The following is a 19,631-nucleotide window of genomic DNA, read 5'->3' on the forward strand; positions in this document are numbered from 1 at the left end:
GGTGAGAGAGACAATTAAATTTCAGCTTTGATACAGATTAACAGAATTTGCCTGGCGGCTTTAGCGCGGTGGTCCCACCTGACCCCATGCCGAACTCAGAAGTGAAACGCCGTAGCGCCGATGGTAGTGTGGGGTCTCCCCATGTGAGAGTAGGGAACTGCCAGGCATCAAACAAGTAAAGAGGCCATCCGGAAGGATGGCCTTTTTGCGTTTTTGTACCCCAAAAACCTCAACACCTTTTCTTCATTGCCGTCTAAAATTGTTAAAAAGACTTTAACAATGGTGCCGCTTTGACCCGTCCATTTGATTATCAGCAAGATTTTGCCAACATTAATTTTCGCGAACGTCCCGAACTGTACCAGGTTGGCCGGGGTGAACAGGGCGTTTTGATGGTCGAGCCTTATAAAAGCGAAATCCTTCCTTACTGGCGCTACAAAAATGCTGAAGTGGCGGCGCGTTCTGCAAAAGAGATATATGCCCTGTTTGAAGAATACCGCCAGCAGAACGACTTTGTTGGCATGGATATGGCTCGAAAATTCATTCAGATGGGCTATACGCGCGCCCGTCGATATGCCAACCATAAAGGCGGTAAAAAGTACGATGAGGAGCGTCAGGTCAAACCCCTCGATCACGATCTGGTAAAAGCTGAAGCCGCTGCGGTATTCAAAGTGTGGTGGGATAAGATCCGTGAGGACGACGATTATTTGCAGAGAAAAAAAGCGCATCAACGTAAGTGGGGATAATTACTACGTTCGCTAATAATTCAATATCTGATCAACTTCACAAAACGTAATGAAACATATTGGAAACATTTCTTTTACCTAACGGTTCGTTTTAAATCCGGTTTTACTGTGGGTGGGCACTGGCCCGCAATGTGAGACAGGGGATTTAAAATGACAGAAACCGTAGCAAGTACAGATACGGAAAACACAAACTTAACGGCGAAAGATACACGCCGTCGGGTTTGGGCAATTGTTGGGGCTTCATCGGGGAACCTGGTAGAGTGGTTCGATTTTTACGTTTATTCATTCTGCTCTCTCTACTTCGCGCATATCTTTTTCCCATCCGGTAATACCACCACACAGCTTCTGCAAACCGCAGGCGTCTTTGCCGCCGGGTTTTTGATGCGTCCAATTGGCGGGTGGTTGTTCGGCCGTATCGCCGACAGGAAAGGGCGAAAGACCTCAATGCTCATATCGGTCTGCATGATGTGCGTGGGTTCGCTGGTCATTGCCTGCCTGCCCGGATATAACGTAATCGGCACCTGGGCACCCGCGTTGCTCCTGCTGGCACGTCTGTTCCAGGGACTTTCTGTTGGCGGCGAGTACGGCACCAGCGCGACATACATGAGTGAAGTCGCTGTTGAAGGGCGCAAAGGGTTCTATGCTTCATTCCAGTATGTCACGCTAATCGGCGGGCAACTGCTTGCTCTGCTCGTTGTGGTGATGCTTCAACATATTCTTAGCGATGCAGATCTTCGCGCCTGGGGCTGGCGCATCCCATTTGCGATGGGGGCCGCTCTGGCGGTTGTGGCTCTCTGGCTGCGCCGCCAACTGGACGAAACCTCTCAACAAGAGGTCAGGGCACTGAAAGAGGCCGGGTCTCTCAAAGGGCTGTGGCGTAACCGTAAAGCCTTTTTAATGGTGCTCGGTTTTACCGCCGCGGGGTCGTTGAGCTTCTACACCTTCACCACTTATATGCAAAAGTATCTGGTCAATACCTCCGGCATGCACGCTAACGTGGCAAGCGTGGTCATGACAGTCGCCCTACTGGTCTTTATGCTTATTCAGCCTGCTATCGGTGCGCTATCCGATAAGATAGGCCGCCGAACCTCAATGCTCATTTTTGGCAGTTTACTGACGCTCGGTACCGTCCCGCTATTAAGTGCGCTGCAGCATACCACCTCACCTTATGCTGCTTTTGGACTGATCATGATTGCACTGGTCATCGTCAGTTTTTACACGTCAATCAGCGGGATATTGAAAGCAGAGATGTTCCCCGCCCAGGTCAGGGCGCTCGGGGTAGGGCTGTCGTACGCGGTGGCTAACGCGCTATTTGGTGGGTCAGCGGAGTACGTCGCGCTGTCGCTTAAATCGTTGGGCAGTGAGACAACGTTCTTCTGGTATGTCACCGTAATGGGGGCGTTGGCCTTTATCGTCTCCCTGATGCTGCATCGCAAGGGTAAGGGTATTCGCCTTTAATAATGGGCCATCTGCCATACCGCGTAGCCGGTTGTTGCACCGGCTACGTCCCAGGCAAAATCTTTCCAGCTCCAGCCGGTTCCCGCCGGACGACTGTCCCAAAACTCTTTAGATGCGCCAAGGCTGACGGAGAACATCAATCCGATGGCTGCGCTGCGATCCCGGCTGTAACCCTGGTGCTGCGCGACTTCATTACCCGCAGCGGACAACATCGCAGAAGCAATAAAGTGTTGAGCTTTGTCCTGGCCTGTCCAGCTGTCGTTCGCCATATGGCTGCATCCGGTCAGACAAAGGGAGATAAGCAGGAGAAGGATACGCATCAACAGGCTCCATAAAAAAGCCCTGTCGATGGCAGGGCCGGAATATTACAGAATACGGCTGATAAGGCGATCGATACGGATCCGACGTAAGCGACGAATCAGCTTGCGGACTTTTACCGGGTAATCCGCAATGCTCTGCAGATCGCGGTAATGGCGCACAATGGTCGTATGCGTGCGGATCAGTTCCAGCTCGCGTTCACGCTTCGCCGCCAGTTCGTGCTGCGGATCGTGGATCAGAATGGCGTTTTCCAGATCCAGCCGCCAGGCGCGAGGGTTGAGGTTGTTGCCGGTCAGCAGCATCCACTCATCGTCCACCCACATGCCTTTGAGATGATAGCTATTGTCTTCATCTTTCCACAGGCGCACAACCAGCTGGTCTGTGTTTACATAGTACTGTAAACGGCTCAGGAAGCGACGCAGGTTGATCTCATAGAGATAAGGCAGTGCGCCGATGATCTTGAAGGGCTGATCTTCCGGAATAAAGAAGTCGTTAGCCGTTTTATCTCCAACGATAATTTCCACTTTCTTGCCATCACGCAGCAGCTGAATGATATTCCGCACCAGCACGGCAGGCAGGTTAAAGTAGGGTGTGCAGATCGTAAGCTTTTGCTCTGCACACGGCATCAGATGGAAGATAGTCTTGTTCAGCAGGCTGGATTTGCCCAAACCGACCAGTGGCGTAACGGAGAGCTCTTCGTTATTGGCATCACCCTGGAAGTGATAGACCGCGTCGCGCAGCTCCTGGCGGAAGGAACGCACGTCGTTTTTAATTTCCGGGCTTTTAGGGCGCTGCGGATCGTCAAGACGGTTTACGCCCCGGCCATGCACAAGGTATTTATCAACCCAGTTGAACATGATGTCCGCCATCTGCGGATTGCGGATAAGATGATAGCGGTCGTAACGGTACTTATCGAGCTGATGAAGATAGACATCATTCAGACTGGCGCCGCTGTACAGCACGCTGTCATCAATGATAAATCCTTTGAAATGCAGCACGCCCAGCGCTTCGCGGGTATTCACCGGCACGCCGTAAACAGGCACATCGACGCCAGGATTTTCCTGCGCCGTGCGGCAGTACCAGTCAGCATTGGTGTTTGACGCCGCAGCGCCAATGCGCCCGCGCTGGCCACGGTGCCAGTCGACGAGCACGCGAACGTCCAGTTCCGGACGCTGACGTTTCGCTTCATAGAGCGCGTTCAGAATAGCGCGCCCACCTTCATCTTGTTCAAGATACAGCGCCACGATACAGATACGTCGCGTCGCACTGGCAATCTTTTCCAGAAGCGTCTCCCGAAAATCAGCGGGAGCATAAAAGAATTCGACATCATCAACTGACTGAGAAATCTTCGGTAGTTGAGCAAGGTGTTGTTGATGTTTATTACGCTTAAATTTTGACAACATCACAGTGCGTTTCTTCTCTGTTCATTGAAGGGTTGTATGTATCATGCAAACAACATAAGCGGGCAATGATACCACCAGTACCGTCCAAAGTGGGCAACATTTCCAGTAGCTTACTCTTGTTTACCCACGGATATAAGGCTGAGCGAAAGGGAAACAATGCCTTCATCCAACTGGATATCAACATCAAAACCGAGTTTGCGCGCGAGTGTCACCATGCCGCGATTGTTTGGCATAGTAATGCCGTTCAGGCGTAACAATCCATGATCGCGCGTATAGCTGATAAGCTTTTCAAGCAGCCGTCTTCCCAGACCCAGCCCCTTCAGATCGGAACGCACCAGGACGGCAAACTCTGCATCCACATTGTCCGGATCAGAGATCGCACGCGTGACGCCGAGGATCTCATCCCCGCTGTCAGTCCGGCGAACCGCCACAAACGCCATTTCTCGATCGTAGTCGATCTGCGTCATATTGGCTAAATCATCGTGGGTAAATTCATTGATTTCGCTAAAGTAGCGATAGTAAAGATCCTCTTTGGTCACCTGCGAAATGAAGACCCGCAACTGGGGTTCATCTTCCGGCAGGATAGGGCGAAACAGCGCCCGCTCCCCATTCTTCATCTCGACCCACTCTTCAAGATGCAGAGGATAAGGGCGAATGGCGAGGCGGCTTTCACCGTCTCCGTCAAAAGGCGCAATATCCAGCGTGACGTCCAGCGCGGTAAATTCATTTCCGGAGGCGAGCAGGGGATGAATATCCAGCCGCTGGATCTCCGCGCAATCAACGATCAGGTTAGAGACCTGCACCAGAAACTGGCTTAAACCGGCAATATCAAGCGGGCGCAGGGCGCTTCGGCCACGGATTTTTTTACTCTTAATCGCCTGAATGATCAGATAGCGCGCCAGGTTCATGTTGAGCGGCGGCAGCGCCACCACGGCTTGTTCCTCCGGTCGCCATTCTACGCCACCCTCACCCAGCATGATGAGCGGGCCAAAGACCGGGTCGTGCTCGACCACAACCCGCAGTTCCTGCGCGCCCGCCCGGTTAGCCATGCTTTGGACCAGCAGGCCGTGGATCCGTGCCTGAGGCCAGGCCATTTTGACGCGATCGAAAATGGCATCCGCCGCCTGCTGCACTTCTGCCGCAGTTCGCAGATACAGCATTACCCCCTGAACATCTGACTTATGCGGAATATCGGGCGAGCGAAGCTTAAGGGCAACCGGATAGCCGAGTTGCTCGGCAATATGGACCGCCTCGGCGCTGTCGCTGGCAATCCAGGTGGGGAGCGTCTGAATACCGTAACTGCCAAGAATAGGCTGCACTTCGTGGGTATCCAGGGACGTTGCGCCTTCCGCGATAGCCTGGTGCAGCAGTCGATGGACATCCACCGCGTTAGCCGTCAGATTGCCAGGCAGGGCGGGCGTTTCACGGAGTTGCTTCTGATTACGGCGATATTCAACCATATGCATAAACGCGGTAATGGTACCTTCCGGGGTACGGTACGTGGGTAACCCGGCCTCGCTGAACAACCGTCGCGCCTCCTGAGACGAAAATTCGCCGCACCAGTTCGTCAGTAGCGTGACGTATTTTCCGCGAGGATGACGTTTTACCGCCTCAATGAGTGCTCGCGCGCTGTCGCTACCCGGCGCTGCCGCACTGGGCGAGTGGATAATCATCAGCGCATCAAAATCCTGGCTATCCAGCAGGATGGAAAGCGCGGTGATGTATCGCTCGCTGCTGGCATCGTCGCGTAAATCGAGTGGATTGCCCGGGGTAACGCTGGCAGGCAGAGCGTCTCGCAGGCGCTGAAGCGTCTCGTCTCCGAGCGTTGCCAGCTTTCCATTGCGCAGCCACAGTTCATCCAGTGCCAGCGCCGCGGGCGCTGCGCCGTTACTGACGATCATTAGTTTCTCACCGCGCAGCGGACGCATGTGGCTTAAGGTCTCAACGGCGGAAAAGAGCTCATGGGTATCCTGTACACGCAACAACCCAGCGCGCTGGATCGCCGCGTCCCAGGCGGGATCCATGCCCGAGTGGGAATGAAGCAACCGTTGCGCGGCGGGGCTGCGTCCGCTTTTGATTACCAGAATCGGTTTGTTACGTGACGCGCTTCGGGCCGCTGAGACAAAACGACGGGCATCGCTGAGATGCTCCAGGTAGAGCAGAATTGCGCTGGTTTTGCTGTCACGCGCCAGGAAGTCCAGCAGCTCGTCAACGTCAATATCGAGGCTATCACCCAACGCAATAAAGTAGGAAAACCCCATTTCCCGCTGCTGCGCCCAGTCCAGAATCGTGTTCGATACGGCAGCAGACTGCGAAATAAACGCCAGTTTACCTTTGCGAATCGGCACCGGTGAGAAGCTGGCGTTCAGACCCTGCCAGGGGGCAAGGAGGCCCAGACTGTTCGGGCCAAGGATCCGCATCTGAAAGCGTCCGGCACAGGCCAGTAGCTCGGCCTGCTGTTCAGGAGGAGACGAGAGAATAATGCAGGTTTTACACCCCTTTTGCCCAAGCGACTCCAGTAAGTCCAGATTACGCTTAGCATGGGTACAGAGGACGGCGAGGTCGGGTATGAATGGCAGACTGGGCACATCGGGCCACGCCAGTACGCCCAGAACCGCCTTATAAGCGGGCGTGACGGGCAGAACAGGGCCACTGAAACCACCGGCCAGGAGATTGCGCATCATCAGATAACCTGCGCGATCCGGTTTCATCGAGGCGCCAATAACGGCAATGGACTTTGGACGTAATAGCGCTTCTAACCCTCGCTGGCTCATGCAACTCTCCTGTGAATGCAAGCGACCTGATGATTTTAAACGCTTTCTGACTCTGCTGCTGTGACGCTGCCCTTATGAATGGTTTTTCCCGCCAGATAGCGTTCGCGAAAACAGGAGAAATGGTTGCCAAGGGCGGTGGCGGCAGCGGTATCCCCGGCCAAATCCAGCAGCGCGATGGCCACTTCTGCGGTGCAGTATTGCCCGTCAGCGTGCGCTTCCCGCAGGCGATAGGCCGAGACGCGGGATAAATCAACAGAGATCACCGGTAAGGCATCCAGATACGGGCTTTTACGAAACATTTTTCGGGCTTCGGTCCAGGTGCCATCCAGCATGATAAACAGCGGCGGTTTGCCTGACGGCGGCGCAGAGAGAACTTCACGCTGTTCTCCGGCATAGGAGGCCGGAAAAACCACCATCGGCTGATAGTCAGGATGGGTGACCAGGTCCAGCAGTGCCTGTGGCGGCTCCGTTCGCGACCACTGGAACGCGGCGGTTTCGGGCAGGATATCGGCGATCAGACGCCCGGTATTGCTGGGCTTCATGGGTTCGGTATCGAACATCACCAGGCAAAAGCGGCTTTCGGCGGGGCAGGGAGCCAGCGTGTCGCACAGGCAGACCTTGAGCGGAAGCAGGCAGCGCTGGCAGCGGCGAATACGATTGCCTCGGGCAAGAAAAGGGCGAGTGGCGCGGGCGAGTCGTTCGGCGCGCAGTTGCAGGACAGCGTTATCAGTCATGGGCGAAACACAGGAAAAACGCTATTTTCGCAGAGGCGGGAGCGGGGCACAAGATGTGCCCCGGGGAATGTTAGAGTGACTCGTTCAACCAGCTTTCAAAAGGTGCTTTAGGAACCGCACCGTTCAGCATGTCAATCACTTCACCATTTTTAAAGATCATGATGGTAGGGATGCTGCGAATGCGAAAACGGGCGCTTAACTCACGTTCCGCTTCGGTGTTCACCTTCACAAAACGCATTTTACCGCTACGTTCCTCCGCCACGTCTTCAAATACCGGCGCGAAGTTACGGCACGGACCACACCACGGTGCCCAAAAATCGACAACCACCGGGAGATCGTCCTTGAGGAGTTTGTCCAGCGTAGCACCCGTCGCGTTAATGACATCGCCATCAAACAGTTCGTGGCCACAGCGTCCGCATTTAGCGGCATCGTCAATACGATCGTCCGGAATGCGATTCAGGGCCTGACAGTTGGCACATACGGTATTCATAACTAACCTCTGATACAGCGGCAGAATGCCGAGAATGTTTCTTATATGTTACATATTATCAGTGAGCCTGTTTGAAACGACAATGCGTTTTATTCAATGAGAACAATAGTCACAGGCTTTTGTACGAAATTATGGCTATGAGCTTGCACATCGGGTAATCTGCGCGCTTCGCGCAGCGCTGGTGGAGAAAAGCATGAACGACGAAATGAAAAACAAAAGCGGCAAGGTCAAAGTGATGTATGTCCGCAGTGATGATGACTCAGATAAACGCACCCAAAATCCGCGTACCGGAAAAGGGGGCGGGCGTCCGGCGTCTTCTCGTGCAGACGGTGGCCGTCGCCCCGCCCGCGATGACAGAAATAACCGCGGCGATGACCGCAAACGTGACGATCGCAAACGCGATGACCGTCCACGCAGCGATCGTCCACGTAATGACCGCCCTCGCGACGATCGTCCGCGTGATGACTATTCGCGTGATAATGCCTCACCGTGGCGTACCGTCTCGCGCGCGCCTGGCGAAGAGACGCCAGAGAAAGCCGATCACGGCGGGATCAGCGGCAAAAGCTTTATCGATCCGGAAGTTCTGCGCCGCCAGCGTGCAGAAGAGACCCGCGTCTATGGCGAAAACGCCTGTCAGGCCCTGTTCCAGAGCCGCCCTGAGTGCATCGTCCGCGCCTGGTTCATCCAGAGCGTGACCCCACGCTTCAAAGAAGCGTTACGCTGGATGGCGGCAAACCGTAAGGCCTACCATGTGGTGGATGATGCCGAGCTGACGAAAGCATCCGGTACGGAACACCACGGCGGCGTCTGCTTCCTGATCAAAAAACGTAACGGTACTACCGTGCAGCAGTGGGTTAGCCAGGCTGAAGCGGATGACTGCGTGCTGGCGCTGGAAGATGTGGGCAACCCGCACAACCTGGGCGCGATGATGCGCAGCTGCGCGCACTTCGGCGTGAAAGGTGTCCTGCTGCAGGATGCTGCCCTGCTGGAATCCGGCGCGGCGATCCGTACCGCAGAAGGCGGAGCGGAACATGTTCAGCCGATCACCGGCGACAGCGTTCTGGACGCAATTGAGCAGTTCCGCAAAGCGGGCTACTCCATCGTGACCACTTCCAGCCATGCCGCTACGCCGCTGTTTAAAGCAACGCTGCCGCGTAAAATGGTGCTGGTGTTAGGTCAGGAGCGTGATGGCCTGTCTGATGCAGCGCTGTCCAGCGCCGATCTCAGTGTCTCCATCGACGGTACGGGTAATGTTGAAAGCCTCAACGTGTCCGTCGCGACCGGCGTATTGCTGGCCGAATGGTGGCGTCAGAATAAGGCATAAGCCTCTTATGTGCCGGGCTTGACCCGGCACATTCAATATTTATTCACCCTCAGCCGGCAACACAGGCATCCAGTCAATCGGCGTTTCGCCACGTTTCTCCAGCCATTCATTCGCCAGAACAAAGTGATTATTGCCAAAGAAACCGCGATGGGCAGAGAGCGGTGACGGGTGCGGCGCTTTGAGAACGTGATGACGCTGCCTGTCGATGATCGCCCCTTTCTTCTGCGCATGCGATCCCCAGAGTAAAAATACGACCCCTTCGCGATGCTCGTTAATCAGGCTGATCACCTTATCCGTAAAGGTTTCCCACCCCAGGCTGGCATGGGAATGCGCCTGCCCGGCACGCACCGTGAGCACGGTGTTCAACAGCAGTACGCCCTGGCGCGCCCAGCTTTCCAGGTAGCCGTGATTTGGCCGGGTAAACCCGGGTATCGTCGCTTCGAGCTCTTTATACATATTCAACAGGGAAGGGGGAATGGCAACGCCAGGACGCACGGAAAACGCCAGGCCATGCGCCTGCCCTGGCCCATGGTAGGGGTCCTGACCCAGGATCACCACTTTGACGTCGCCCAGTTCGGTATAGCGAAACGCGTTGAAAACATCCTTTTGCGGCGGATAGATCGTCTGACCCGCCTGCCGCTCTGCGGCAACCGTGCTAAGCGTATTGATAAAATAGGGCTGCTGTTTCTCTTCGGCCAGCACATCGTGCCACGTTAACGGGGTTGTCATCTCGCTCTCCTGCGAATTTTCATCTGTGCCTAGCTTAACTGCTAAATCCCGGCGCGCAAAATTTCGGGTCGGAAAATCACGCTAACCCTTTAAATTTTATTTGAAAGTCTATGCCATGGTTTGAATTGGTAAGGTTTAAAATTGATCTAAAACAATAAAATCAAACCACACTCTTTATGTGGTTGGTGTTTTTGTTGATTTAAATCAATAAATCTCGCAGGGGTGAATGATATATATACACACAAGCAACAATGGTTTTACCAATTGGCCGCGTGAGGCCGACACCAGTTAATGTAGCCTAAGGGAGGCATCACATGATTACGGGTATCCAGATTACTAAAGCTGCAAATGACGACCTGCTGAACTCTTTCTGGCTGCTGGACAGCGAAAAAAATGAAGCACGCTGTGTAGTAGCGAAAGCCGGTTTTGCTGAAGATGAAATCGTTCCGGTGAACAAGCTGGGCGAAATCGAATACCGTGAAATTCCGATGGAAGTGCAACCGGAAGTGCGCGTGGAAGGCGGTCAGCACCTGAACGTCAACGTTCTGCGTCGCGAAACGCTGATGGATGCCGTTGAGCATCCGGAAAAATATCCACAGCTGACCATCCGTGTGTCTGGCTATGCGGTACGTTTCAACTCGCTGACGCCAGAGCAGCAGCGCGACGTTATTGCGCGTACCTTTACTGAAAGTCTGTAAGGGTCTCAGCCACGGGGGTGGCATAAAAAAGCCGGGGATTTCCCCGGCTTTTTTTATTCTTCAGTTTTCGTCTCAGGCGCAGCTGAGCTTGGCTTGCGACGTTTACCTACGTTTTTGGTGTCGCGGTGGCGCTGCTTCACGCGCGGCTTCTCTTTTTCTTTCTCTTTTCTCTCGGCACGCTTCGCGAGCGCTTTTTTAGACGGTTTACCCGTCATTTTTTCACTCGGGGCACGCGTGGTTGGACGCAACCCGTCAATCACCCGCGATTTCAGCGGTTCGTCGACGTAGCGGCCAATTTTCTGCAGCAGCAGATGGTCATGTGCTTCAACCAGGGAAATAGCAATACCTTTACGGCCCGCACGTCCGGTACGACCGATACGGTGCAGATAGGTATCACCGCTGCGCGGCATATCAAAGTTGATGACATGGCTGACATCCGGAATGTCGATCCCGCGCGCCGCGACGTCGGTGGCTACCAGCACGTTCACGCGGCCATCGGTCAGGCGCTTAATCCCTTCGGTACGCTTGACCTGCGCCATCTCGCCTTCGAGATAACAGTTGTTGATCCCGGCGTTACGCAGGATCTCTGCCAGCTCATGCACACGCTCGCGTTTACGCACAAACACGATGGTACGGGTCGCATCTTCCTGCTTCAGCAGCTGCTTGAGCAGTTCAATTTTGTGCTCAAGATTATCCGCACGGTAATACCACTGGTGGATCTTTTTGCGCTCGCGTGTGGACGGCGTAGCAGACACTTCTACCGGATCTTCCAGCAGACGTTCTGCGAAATCTTTGATGGCGTCCCCTTCGAGGGTCGCAGAGAACAGCATCGTCTGGTTACGCCAGCGCGTTTCACCTGCAATGTGCTCGATATCCTGGGCAAAGCCCATGTCCAGCATACGGTCAGCTTCGTCGAGGATCAGGGTTTCAACCGCGCGGCAGTCGAAGTTCTCTTCTTTAATGTATTGCAGCAGGCGGCCCGTCGTTGCAACGACGATGTCCTGGTTCTCGCTGAACACTTCGGCGTGGTTCATATACGCAACGCCGCCGGTGATCGTGGCAATGTCCAGATGGGTATTAGCCGCAAGCTCACGCGCGTGATCGGCAACCTGCATCGCCAGTTCGCGAGTTGGCGTCAGGATCAAAATACGCGGTGGGCCAGATTTTTTACGCGGGAAATCGAGCAGGTGCTGCAACACAGGCAGCAAATAGGCTGCTGTTTTCCCCGTGCCGGTTGGCGCAGAACCGAGCACATCGCGGCCTTCAAGCGCAGGCGGAATGGCCGCGGCCTGAATGGCGGTCGGGCGTGTAAAGCCTTTGCTCTCAAGTGCATTGAGCAGGCTTTCATCGAGTTCAAGTTCGGAAAAAGTCGTTACAGTCATGTTCTACCTCTGTGTGGGGCGCTGATTATAGACGTTACGGCTGTAATCTTCATCTGTTTGTATGGATATCGCTTTTCGGCCACATTGCTTTCCCCTATGCTACTCCAGTTTCGTTCAGAAGGTTGCCCCAACATGTCTCAACTCAAAGCGCAATTGCGCCGCGATGGTTTCACATTTAAACAGTTCTTTGTTGCTCACGACCGCTGCGCGATGAAAGTCGGCACTGATGCTATTTTACTGGGTGCCTGGGCACCCGTCGCCGAGGCTACGCGTATTCTGGATATCGGAACCGGGAGCGGGCTTCTGGCATTAATGCTGGCACAGCGCACCAAAAATCACGTCACGATTGATGCCGTCGAACTGGACGCGCAGGCGGCAGGCCAGGCGAGTGAAAATGCAGCCGAATCACCCTGGGCGGAGCGCATTAACGTCAAGTGTGCTGATGTACTTGCCTGGGCACCAGAGCAGACGGCGCGTTACGATCTTATCGTCAGCAACCCGCCCTATTTTGAACCCGGCGTGGAATGCGGTACACCGGAACGTGAACAGGCCCGCTACACCGGCTCGCTTGATCATAAGGCGCTGCTAACCAGTGCCGCAGAGCTGATCGCGGAAGAGGGTTTTTTCTGCGTCGTACTGCCGGAAAGTACCGGCAACACCTTTATTGAGATAGCGCAGCAGATAGGATGGAAACTCCGTTTGCGGACTGATATCTCCGATACCGAAGGGCGTTTGCCGCACCGCGTGCTGCTGGCGCTCTCCCCGAAAGAAGGGGAGTGCTTTACTGACCGGCTGGTGATACGCGGGCCAGACCAGCGCTATTCCGAAGATTACACTGCCCTGACCCAGGCTTTTTATCTGTTTATGTGAGTATGTGGCGACAGGATCGACGGGCCGGATGTCGGTAAAGCATCAGGATAGTCCAGGGTATAGTGCAGGCCACGGCTCTCTTTACGCATCATCGCGCAGCGAACGATCAGCTCAGCCACCTGAACCAGGTTGCGCAACTCCAGCAGATTATTGGATACGCGGAAGTTGGCGTAGTATTCATCTATCTCTTGTTGCAGCATCGTGATGCGGCGTAACGCACGCTCAAGGCGCTTAGTCGTTCGCACAATCCCCACGTAGTCCCACATGAAGAGTCTCAGCTCATGCCAGTTATGCTGGATGACGACCAGCTCATCCGGATTCTCCACCCGACTTTCGTCCCAGGCGGGCAAGTGCTCCGTCTGGCGGGCATACGGCATGCGTTTGGTGATATCTTCCGCAGCAGACCATCCATAGACCAGACACTCCAGTAGCGAGTTGGACGCCATCCGGTTAGCGCCATGCAGCCCGGTGTAACTCACCTCACCGATGGCATATAACCCATCCACATCGGTACGCCCGTGGTCGTCAACCATCACACCGCCACAGGTATAGTGGGCAGCGGGAACGACAGGAACCGGATCGCGGGTCAAATCTATGCCCAGACCCCGCAGTTTTTCGTCGATTGTCGGAAAGTGGTGGCGAATAAATTCAGGCGGCTTATGGCTGATATCTAGATACATGCAATCGACGCCAAGGCGCTTCATTTCATGATCGATAGCGCGGGCGACAATGTCACGCGGGGCGAGTTCGCCTCTGTCATCAAAGTCCGGCATAAAGCGCGAGCCGTCCGGGCGCTTCAGGTAAGCGCCTTCGCCGCGCAGGGCTTCCGTCAGCAGGAAGTTGCGCGCCTGGGGATGGTACAGAGCAGTAGGATGGAACTGATTAAATTCAAGATTCGCCACGCGGCATCCGGCCCGCCATGCCATCGCGATGCCATCGCCTGAAGAAATGTCCGGATTCGTCGTGTACTGATAGACCTTAGACGCCCCGCCCGTTGCCAGCACAACCGCTTTGGCGCGGCAGGTTTCAACTTTCTCTTTATTACGATTCCATACCCAGGCACCGACCACGCGCCGCGTGCCGGGCAGGCCAATTTTATCGGAGATAATCAGATCCACTGCATTACTGCGCTCAAGGATCTGGATATTGGGATGGCTCAGGGCCTTACTCACCAGCGTGGTTTCGACCGCTTTACCGGTGGCATCGGCAGCATGAAGGATGCGGCGATGGCTGTGTCCACCCTCGCGGGTCAGATGATAGCTCTGTTCACCATTGGGTTGAACTTCGGTATCAAATAACACGCCCTGGTCTATCAGCCACTGCACGCAGTGTCGGGCGTTGCTTGCGACAAACTCAGCGGCGTGGGTGTCCACGATCCCGGCCCCGGCAATCAGGGTATCTTCTACGTGGGAGGCGATGCTGTCGGTTTCATCAAACACGGCGGCGATGCCGCCCTGTGCGTAGAAGGTCGATCCTTCGCTCATCGGCCCTTTACTGAGTACGATCACCCGCTGATGTTCGGCCAGTCGCAGTGCAAGGGACAGCCCCGCAGCACCGCTGCCGATAATCAGTACATCACAATGGAGTTCTGGCGTAGTGTTCATGTTGTGTTGTTTAATTTACTAAACAGAGTTAGGCCAGAATAGCACCTGATTGCGAGATATCGCACGTTTTTTTTAATCGCTGTTACAATGGCTAAACGTGTGACAAGGCGTAAACGGGAGGTAAATGAACGAAAATATTTTGCGAAGCAGATCGTTAGCGTCAGATTATGTGATGAAATAAAACCCGGGTTGCGTTACTCTTCAGGCGGTAAAGTGGCGCATTCTTGACAGAAAGTGCGTATGTATCGTGAACCGACTTATAATGAGAGAAAATGAACGGTCGACGACACGATGAACAAAAACAAAAGCGTGACGGAACTTATTGAAGAATAAACGCTCTAAGTCGGTGCTTGCTCAAAGTGCGATGTTTTAGAGTGGCGTTTCGATAACGCGTGGAATTTTGGTTTGGGGAGACATTACCTCGGATGAGCGAGCAGTTAACGGACCAGGTCCTGGTTGAACGGGTCCAGAAGGGAGATCAGAAAGCCTTTAACCTCCTGGTAGTGCGCTACCAGCATAAGGTGGCGAGTCTGGTATCCCGCTATGTACCCTCAGGTGACGTGCCTGATGTGGTGCAAGAGTCTTTTATTAAGGCCTATCGTGCGCTGGATTCGTTCCGGGGGGATAGTGCTTTTTATACCTGGCTGTACCGTATTGCGGTCAACACAGCCAAGAACTATCTGGTCGCTCAGGGCCGTCGTCCACCTTCAAGTGATGTGGACGCAATCGACGCCGAAAATTTCGAAAGTGGCGGCGCATTGAAAGAAATTTCGAACCCTGAGAACTTAATGTTGTCAGAAGAACTGAGACAAATCGTTTTTCGCACAATCGAGTCGCTCCCGGAAGATTTACGCATGGCTATTACCCTGCGGGAGCTTGATGGTCTGAGCTATGAAGAGATAGCCGCTATCATGGATTGTCCGGTTGGCACGGTACGCTCTCGTATTTTCCGTGCGCGAGAAGCTATTGATAATAAAGTTCAACCGCTTATCAGGCGTTGACGATAGCGGGATACTGGAAAAGGTATTAGGCATGCAGAAAGAAAAACTTTCCGCTTTAATGGATGGTGAAACGCTGGACAGTGAGTTGCTCAACGAGCTTTCTCACTCCTCCGAGATGCAACAGACCTGGGAGAGTTATCACCTCATCCGTGATGCGCTTCGCGGTGACACCAGCGAGGTTCTCCATTTCGATATCTCAGCCCGCGTGATGGCGGCCATTGAGAATGAGCCTGTTCATCAGACCACTCCGCTGATCCCTGAAGCGCAGCCAGCACCGCACCAGTGGCAGAAAATGCCGTTCTGGCACAAGGTGCGACCGTGGGCCAGTCAACTCACCCAAATGGGCGTGGCGGCTTGCGTATCGCTTGCAGTTATCGTTGGTGTCCAGCACTATAACACGCAGTCTGAAGCCAGCCAGCAGCCTGAAGCGCCAGTGTTTAATACGCTGCCGATGATGGGCAAAGCCAGCCCGGTAAGTCTGGGTGTTCCTGCAGATGCCTCCGCCAGCGGCGGACAGCAAGTGCAGGTTCAGGAGCAGCGTCGTCGCATTAATGCGATGTTGCAGGACTATGAGCTGCAGCGTCGACTGCACTCAGAGCAGCTTCAGTTTGAGCAGGCACAAACCCAGCAGGCCGCTGTGCAGGTGCCTGGAAACCAAACTTTAGGAACGCAATCGCAGTAATGAAGCAACTTTGGTTCGCCATGTCTCTGATGGCGGGTAGCCTGTTCTTCTCTGCCAACGCCTCGGCTGATGTTTCATCCGGGGCGTTGTTGCAGCAAATGAATCTGGCCAGCCAGTCACTCAACTATGAGTTGGCATTTATCAGCATCAATAAGCAGGGCGTCGAATCGTTACGTTATCGCCATGCACGTCTTGATAATCAGCCTCTCGCTCAGCTTTTACAGATGGATGGCCCACGGCGTGAAGTGGTGCAGCGGGGGAACGAAATCAGCTATTTCGAACCCGGGCTTGAGCCGTTCACCCTGAATGGCGACTATATCGTCGATTCTCTGCCGTCACTTATCTATACCGATTTTAAGCGACTTGCCCCTTACTATGATTTTATCTCGGTAGGACGCACGCGAATTGCAGACCGACTGTGTGAAGTGATCCGCGTGGTTGCTCGCGACGGTACGCGCTACAGCTATATCGTCTGGATAGATGCGGAAACCCACTTGCCGATGCGCGTTGACCTGCTCGATCGTGATGGTGAAACGCTGGAACAGTTCCGCGTGATCTCCTTTAGCGTTAACAGCCAGGTCGGGAACAGCATGCAGAACCTGGCCAAGGCCAGCCTGCCGCCGCTGCTTTCTGTCCCTGCGGGTGATTCCGTCAATTTCAGCTGGGTGCCTTCCTGGATCCCGCAAGGGTTTAGTGAAGTGTCCAGCAGTCGTCGTCAGTTGCCGACCATTGAAACGCCCGTTGAGTCACGACTCTACTCTGACGGTTTGTTCAGCTTCTCGGTAAACATTAACCGTGCCACGGCTAACAGTTCTGAACAGATGCTGCGCACCGGCCGCCGGACGGTGAGCACGACGGTTCGCGAAAATGCTGAAATTACCATCGTCGGGGAATTGCCGCCGCAAACCGCGAAGCGCATTTCCGACAGCATCAAATTCAAGGCTACGCAATGATTAAAGAGTGGGCTACCGTCGTCTCATGGAAGGACGGCATCGCACTGGTTAGCTGTGATGTGAAAGCATCCTGCAACAGCTGCGCATCCAGAGCGGGTTGCGGAAGCCGGGTGCTGAATAAACTCGGCCCTCAGACCTCGCACACCCTCTCCGTGCCGAGCGAACAGCCTCTGATGGCAGGGCAGAAAGTCGAACTGGGAATTGCCGAAGGCAGCCTGCTGGGTTCCGCAATGCTGGTTTACCTTTCTCCGCTGGTGGGGCTGTTTGTCATGGGCGGTGTTTTCCAGATGCTTTTCGGTACCGATATTGCCGCCATGTGCGGGGCTGCATTGGGCGGTGTGGGCGGTTTCTGGCTTGCCAAAGGCATCTCGCCTAAGCTTGCCGCCCGCGAAGAGTGGCAGCCTGTTATTCTCAGCGTAGCGCTGGCGCCTGACCAGCTTCGTGTTGAAACGCTCTCTTCTGAGGCCCGGTAATCTGCCGGGCTTTATCATTATTTACATCCCAAAAAAGAAAACGCCGTTTCTTCGCGCTATGCTTGGCTCTAAGTGCATTTCCAGGTGACGGGGATGTAGTGTAGAATGCTGCGTTTTCGCACTGAAAAACGTCAGGCTAAGAACAGCGGCCTCCAGGAATTCGTAAGGCATAATTATTTAACTATATGAAGAACATACGTAACTTTTCGATCATTGCTCACATTGACCACGGTAAGTCGACGCTGTCTGACCGTATTATCCAGATTTGCGGTGGCCTGTCTGATCGTGAAATGGCAGCCCAGGTACTGGACTCCATGGACCTGGAACGCGAACGCGGTATCACCATTAAAGCGCAAAGCGTGACGCTCGACTATAAAGCGTCTGATGGTGAAACCTATCAACTTAACTTTATCGACACCCCGGGCCACGTTGACTTCTCTTATGAAGTTTCCCGCTCGCTGGCGGCCTGTGAAGGTGCGCTGCTGGTGGTCGATGCCGGGCAGGGCGTAGAAGCCCAGACGCTGGCAAACTGCTACACTGCGATGGAGATGGATCTGGAGGTTGTGCCGGTCCTGAACAAAATCGACCTGCCGGCAGCCGATCCTGAGCGCGTGGCAGAAGAGATTGAAGATATCGTCGGTATTGATGCCACCGATGCCGTGCGCTGCTCGGCGAAAACCGGCGTGGGTGTTCCTGATGTGCTGGAACGTCTGGTACGCGATATTCCGGCCCCTGAAGGTGATCCGGATGCCCCTCTGCAGGCGCTGATCATCGACTCCTGGTTTGACAACTATCTCGGTGTTGTCTCACTGGTGCGTATCAAAAACGGCACCATGCGTAAAGGCGATAAAATCAAGGTTATCAGTACCGGGCAGGTCTATAACGCCGACCGTCTGGGGATCTTCACGCCAAAACAGGTTGACCGTACCGAGCTGAAATGCGGCGAGGTTGGCTGGCTGGTTTGCGCCATCAAAGACATCCTCGGTGCGCCAGTGGGCGATACCCTGACGGGCGCACGTAACCCGGCGGACAAAGCATTGCCTGGTTTCAAAAAGGTGAAGCCGCAGGTTTACGCGGGTCTGTTCCCGGTCAGCTCTGACGACTATGAAAACTTCCGCGATGCGCTCGGCAAACTGAGCCTCAACGATGCCTCCCTGTTCTACGAGCCAGAAAGCTCAACCGCGCTGGGCTTCGGTTTCCGCTGTGGCTTCCTTGGCCTGCTGCACATGGAGATCATTCAGGAACGTCTGGAGCGTGAATACGATCTGGATCTGATCACCACCGCCCCGACGGTAGTGTACGAAGTTGAAACGACGTCGAAAGAAGTTATCTATGTCGACAGCCCGTCCAAGCTTCCGCCGCTGAACAACATTCATGAACTGCGCGAGCCTATCGCAGAGTGTCACATGCTGCTGCCACAGGAGTTCCTGGGCAACGTGATCACCCTGTGTATCGAGAAGCGTGGCGTGCAGACCAACATGGTTTACCACGGTAACCAGGTGGCGCTGACCTATGAAATTCCAATGGCGGAAGTGGTGCTCGACTTCTTCGACCGTCTGAAGTCTACCTCCCGTGGCTATGCGTCGCTGGATTACAACTTCAAACGCTTCCAGGCCTCCAACATGGTTCGTGTTGACGTGCTGATCAACGGCGAGCGTGTCGACGCTCTGGCGCTGATCACCCATAACGACAACGCGCCGTATCGTGGACGTGAGCTGGTCGAGAAGATGAAAGATCTTATCCCGCGTCAGCAGTTCGACATCGCGATTCAGGCGGCCATCGGTAACCACATTATCGCCCGTTCTACCGTGAAGCAGCTGCGTAAAAACGTTCTGGCGAAATGCTACGGCGGCGACGTCAGCCGTAAGAAAAAGCTGTTGCAGAAACAGAAAGACGGTAAGAAGCGTATGAAGCAGGTCGGTAACGTTGAGCTGCCGCAGGAAGCATTCCTTGCCATCCTTCACGTTGGTAAAGACGGCAAATAACCCTAAGGAG

General features: G+C 54.5%; 18 protein-coding genes and 1 rRNA gene. 11 read left to right on the forward strand and 8 right to left on the reverse strand.

Going from position 1 to position 19,631, the window contains the following annotated elements:
* The first annotated feature begins 50 nt into the window (after nucleotides 1-50).
* From rrf to ACWKX3_RS00015, 3 genes are all read left to right on the forward strand, one after another.
* Nucleotides 51-166 (forward strand): 5S ribosomal RNA (gene rrf / locus ACWKX3_RS00005).
* Between the two features lie 124 nt (nucleotides 167-290).
* Nucleotides 291-743, forward strand: coding sequence for a DUF4385 domain-containing protein (locus ACWKX3_RS00010; RefSeq protein ID WP_454541088.1), 453 nt, complete (start codon nucleotides 291-293; stop codon nucleotides 741-743).
* A 150-nt stretch (nucleotides 744-893) separates the two neighbouring features.
* Complete coding sequence (locus ACWKX3_RS00015; RefSeq protein ID WP_454541089.1) at nucleotides 894-2,201, forward strand: MFS family transporter; 1,308 nt, start codon at nucleotides 894-896, stop codon at nucleotides 2,199-2,201.
* Here the strand turns inward: ACWKX3_RS00015 and ACWKX3_RS00020 are convergent.
* The 5 genes from ACWKX3_RS00020 to trxC form a co-directional block, all read right to left on the reverse strand.
* The gene (locus ACWKX3_RS00020; protein WP_088207924.1) at nucleotides 2,198-2,521 is read right to left on the reverse strand and encodes a YfiM family lipoprotein; all 324 of its coding nucleotides are present in this window, start codon (nucleotides 2,519-2,521) and stop codon (nucleotides 2,198-2,200) included. The genes ACWKX3_RS00015 and ACWKX3_RS00020 overlap by 4 nt on opposite strands.
* 45 nt (nucleotides 2,522-2,566) lie before the next feature.
* Nucleotides 2,567-3,922: a CDP-diacylglycerol--serine O-phosphatidyltransferase gene (pssA, locus tag ACWKX3_RS00025; RefSeq protein WP_153689565.1), complete on the reverse strand. Its 1,356-nt coding sequence runs from the start codon at nucleotides 3,920-3,922 to the stop codon at nucleotides 2,567-2,569.
* A gap of 110 nt (nucleotides 3,923-4,032) precedes the next feature.
* Entirely contained in the window at nucleotides 4,033-6,696 is a 2,664-nt protein-coding gene (locus tag ACWKX3_RS00030; protein ID WP_454541090.1) for a bifunctional acetate--CoA ligase family protein/GNAT family N-acetyltransferase, read from the reverse strand.
* Nucleotides 6,697-6,731: 35 nt separating this feature from the next.
* Nucleotides 6,732-7,430, reverse strand: a complete 699-nt coding sequence (tapT, locus tag ACWKX3_RS00035; RefSeq protein WP_153681844.1) for a tRNA-uridine aminocarboxypropyltransferase — start codon at nucleotides 7,428-7,430, stop codon at nucleotides 6,732-6,734.
* A 70-nt stretch (nucleotides 7,431-7,500) separates the two neighbouring features.
* Nucleotides 7,501-7,920 (reverse strand): thioredoxin TrxC, encoded by a 420-nt coding sequence (gene trxC / locus ACWKX3_RS00040; RefSeq protein WP_006176737.1) that lies wholly within the window; start codon nucleotides 7,918-7,920, stop codon nucleotides 7,501-7,503.
* Between the two features lie 193 nt (nucleotides 7,921-8,113).
* On the opposite strand from trxC, the gene ACWKX3_RS00045 reads away from it, so the two are divergent.
* Nucleotides 8,114-9,244, forward strand: a complete 1,131-nt coding sequence (locus tag ACWKX3_RS00045; protein ID WP_042320444.1) for a tRNA/rRNA methyltransferase — start codon at nucleotides 8,114-8,116, stop codon at nucleotides 9,242-9,244.
* A 39-nt stretch (nucleotides 9,245-9,283) separates the two neighbouring features.
* On the opposite strand, the gene ung is transcribed toward ACWKX3_RS00045, so the two are convergent.
* Nucleotides 9,284-9,973 carry a uracil-DNA glycosylase gene (ung, locus tag ACWKX3_RS00050; protein WP_454541091.1) on the reverse strand — a complete coding sequence of 230 codons (690 nt, stop codon included), beginning with the start codon at nucleotides 9,971-9,973 and terminating at the stop codon, nucleotides 9,284-9,286.
* Nucleotides 9,974-10,287: 314 nt separating this feature from the next.
* Between ung and grcA the strand changes: the two genes are divergently transcribed.
* Nucleotides 10,288-10,671 (forward strand): autonomous glycyl radical cofactor GrcA, encoded by a 384-nt coding sequence (gene grcA, locus ACWKX3_RS00055; protein WP_006176733.1) that lies wholly within the window; start codon nucleotides 10,288-10,290, stop codon nucleotides 10,669-10,671.
* Nucleotides 10,672-10,724: 53 nt separating this feature from the next.
* Here the strand turns inward: grcA and srmB are convergent, their stop codons facing one another.
* Nucleotides 10,725-12,053 carry an ATP-dependent RNA helicase SrmB gene (srmB, locus tag ACWKX3_RS00060; RefSeq protein WP_006176732.1) on the reverse strand — a complete coding sequence of 443 codons (1,329 nt, stop codon included), beginning with the start codon at nucleotides 12,051-12,053 and terminating at the stop codon, nucleotides 10,725-10,727.
* Nucleotides 12,054-12,185: 132 nt separating this feature from the next.
* On the opposite strand from srmB, the gene trmN reads away from it, so the two are divergent.
* Nucleotides 12,186-12,923 carry a tRNA(1)(Val) (adenine(37)-N(6))-methyltransferase TrmN gene (gene trmN / locus ACWKX3_RS00065; protein ID WP_006176731.1) on the forward strand — a complete coding sequence of 246 codons (738 nt, stop codon included), beginning with the start codon at nucleotides 12,186-12,188 and terminating at the stop codon, nucleotides 12,921-12,923.
* Here trmN and nadB read toward each other — a convergent pair.
* Entirely contained in the window at nucleotides 12,908-14,527 is a 1,620-nt protein-coding gene (gene nadB / locus ACWKX3_RS00070) for an L-aspartate oxidase (protein ID WP_141114548.1), read from the reverse strand. The genes trmN and nadB overlap by 16 nt on opposite strands.
* Nucleotides 14,528-14,952: 425 nt before the next feature.
* On the opposite strand from nadB, the gene rpoE reads away from it, so the two are divergent.
* From rpoE to lepA, 5 genes are all read left to right on the forward strand, one after another.
* Nucleotides 14,953-15,528, forward strand: a complete 576-nt coding sequence (gene rpoE, locus ACWKX3_RS00075; RefSeq protein ID WP_006176728.1) for an RNA polymerase sigma factor RpoE — start codon at nucleotides 14,953-14,955, stop codon at nucleotides 15,526-15,528.
* Nucleotides 15,529-15,559: 31 nt separating this feature from the next.
* Nucleotides 15,560-16,210: an anti-sigma-E factor RseA gene (rseA, locus tag ACWKX3_RS00080; protein ID WP_006176727.1), complete on the forward strand. Its 651-nt coding sequence runs from the start codon at nucleotides 15,560-15,562 to the stop codon at nucleotides 16,208-16,210.
* Nucleotides 16,210-17,163: a sigma-E factor regulatory protein RseB gene (gene rseB / locus ACWKX3_RS00085; protein ID WP_088207931.1), complete on the forward strand. Its 954-nt coding sequence runs from the start codon at nucleotides 16,210-16,212 to the stop codon at nucleotides 17,161-17,163. The genes rseA and rseB overlap by 1 nt, the downstream gene beginning before the upstream one ends.
* Nucleotides 17,160-17,636 (forward strand): SoxR-reducing system protein RseC, encoded by a 477-nt coding sequence (gene rseC, locus ACWKX3_RS00090; protein WP_006176725.1) that lies wholly within the window; start codon nucleotides 17,160-17,162, stop codon nucleotides 17,634-17,636. The genes rseB and rseC overlap by 4 nt, the downstream gene beginning before the upstream one ends.
* A 185-nt stretch (nucleotides 17,637-17,821) precedes the next feature.
* The gene (gene lepA, locus ACWKX3_RS00095) at nucleotides 17,822-19,621 is read left to right on the forward strand and encodes a translation elongation factor 4 (protein ID WP_006176724.1); all 1,800 of its coding nucleotides are present in this window, start codon (nucleotides 17,822-17,824) and stop codon (nucleotides 19,619-19,621) included.
* The last annotated feature ends 10 nt before the right edge of the window (nucleotides 19,622-19,631 follow it).

The organism is Enterobacter sp. UPMP2052 (genome assembly GCF_053709675.1).

Coding starts and splice junctions, on each gene's coding strand:
- ACWKX3_RS00015 (WP_454541089.1), top strand. CDS start 894: ATGACAGAAACCGTAGCAAGTACAGATACGGAAAACACAAACTTAACG.
- ACWKX3_RS00020 (WP_088207924.1), bottom strand. CDS start 2,521: ATGCGTATCCTTCTCCTGCTTATCTCCCTTTGTCTGACCGGATGCAGC.
- pssA (WP_153689565.1), bottom strand. CDS start 3,922: ATGTTGTCAAAATTTAAGCGTAATAAACATCAACAACACCTTGCTCAA.
- ACWKX3_RS00030 (WP_454541090.1), bottom strand. CDS start 6,696: ATGAGCCAGCGAGGGTTAGAAGCGCTATTACGTCCAAAGTCCATTGCC.
- tapT (WP_153681844.1), bottom strand. CDS start 7,430: ATGACTGATAACGCTGTCCTGCAACTGCGCGCCGAACGACTCGCCCGC.
- trxC (WP_006176737.1), bottom strand. CDS start 7,920: ATGAATACCGTATGTGCCAACTGTCAGGCCCTGAATCGCATTCCGGAC.
- ACWKX3_RS00045 (WP_042320444.1), top strand. CDS start 8,114: ATGAACGACGAAATGAAAAACAAAAGCGGCAAGGTCAAAGTGATGTAT.
- ung (WP_454541091.1), bottom strand. CDS start 9,973: ATGACAACCCCGTTAACGTGGCACGATGTGCTGGCCGAAGAGAAACAG.
- grcA (WP_006176733.1), top strand. CDS start 10,288: ATGATTACGGGTATCCAGATTACTAAAGCTGCAAATGACGACCTGCTG.
- srmB (WP_006176732.1), bottom strand. CDS start 12,053: ATGACTGTAACGACTTTTTCCGAACTTGAACTCGATGAAAGCCTGCTC.
- trmN (WP_006176731.1), top strand. CDS start 12,186: ATGTCTCAACTCAAAGCGCAATTGCGCCGCGATGGTTTCACATTTAAA.
- nadB (WP_141114548.1), bottom strand. CDS start 14,527: ATGAACACTACGCCAGAACTCCATTGTGATGTACTGATTATCGGCAGC.
- rpoE (WP_006176728.1), top strand. CDS start 14,953: ATGAGCGAGCAGTTAACGGACCAGGTCCTGGTTGAACGGGTCCAGAAG.
- rseA (WP_006176727.1), top strand. CDS start 15,560: ATGCAGAAAGAAAAACTTTCCGCTTTAATGGATGGTGAAACGCTGGAC.
- rseB (WP_088207931.1), top strand. CDS start 16,210: ATGAAGCAACTTTGGTTCGCCATGTCTCTGATGGCGGGTAGCCTGTTC.
- rseC (WP_006176725.1), top strand. CDS start 17,160: ATGATTAAAGAGTGGGCTACCGTCGTCTCATGGAAGGACGGCATCGCA.
- lepA (WP_006176724.1), top strand. CDS start 17,822: ATGAAGAACATACGTAACTTTTCGATCATTGCTCACATTGACCACGGT.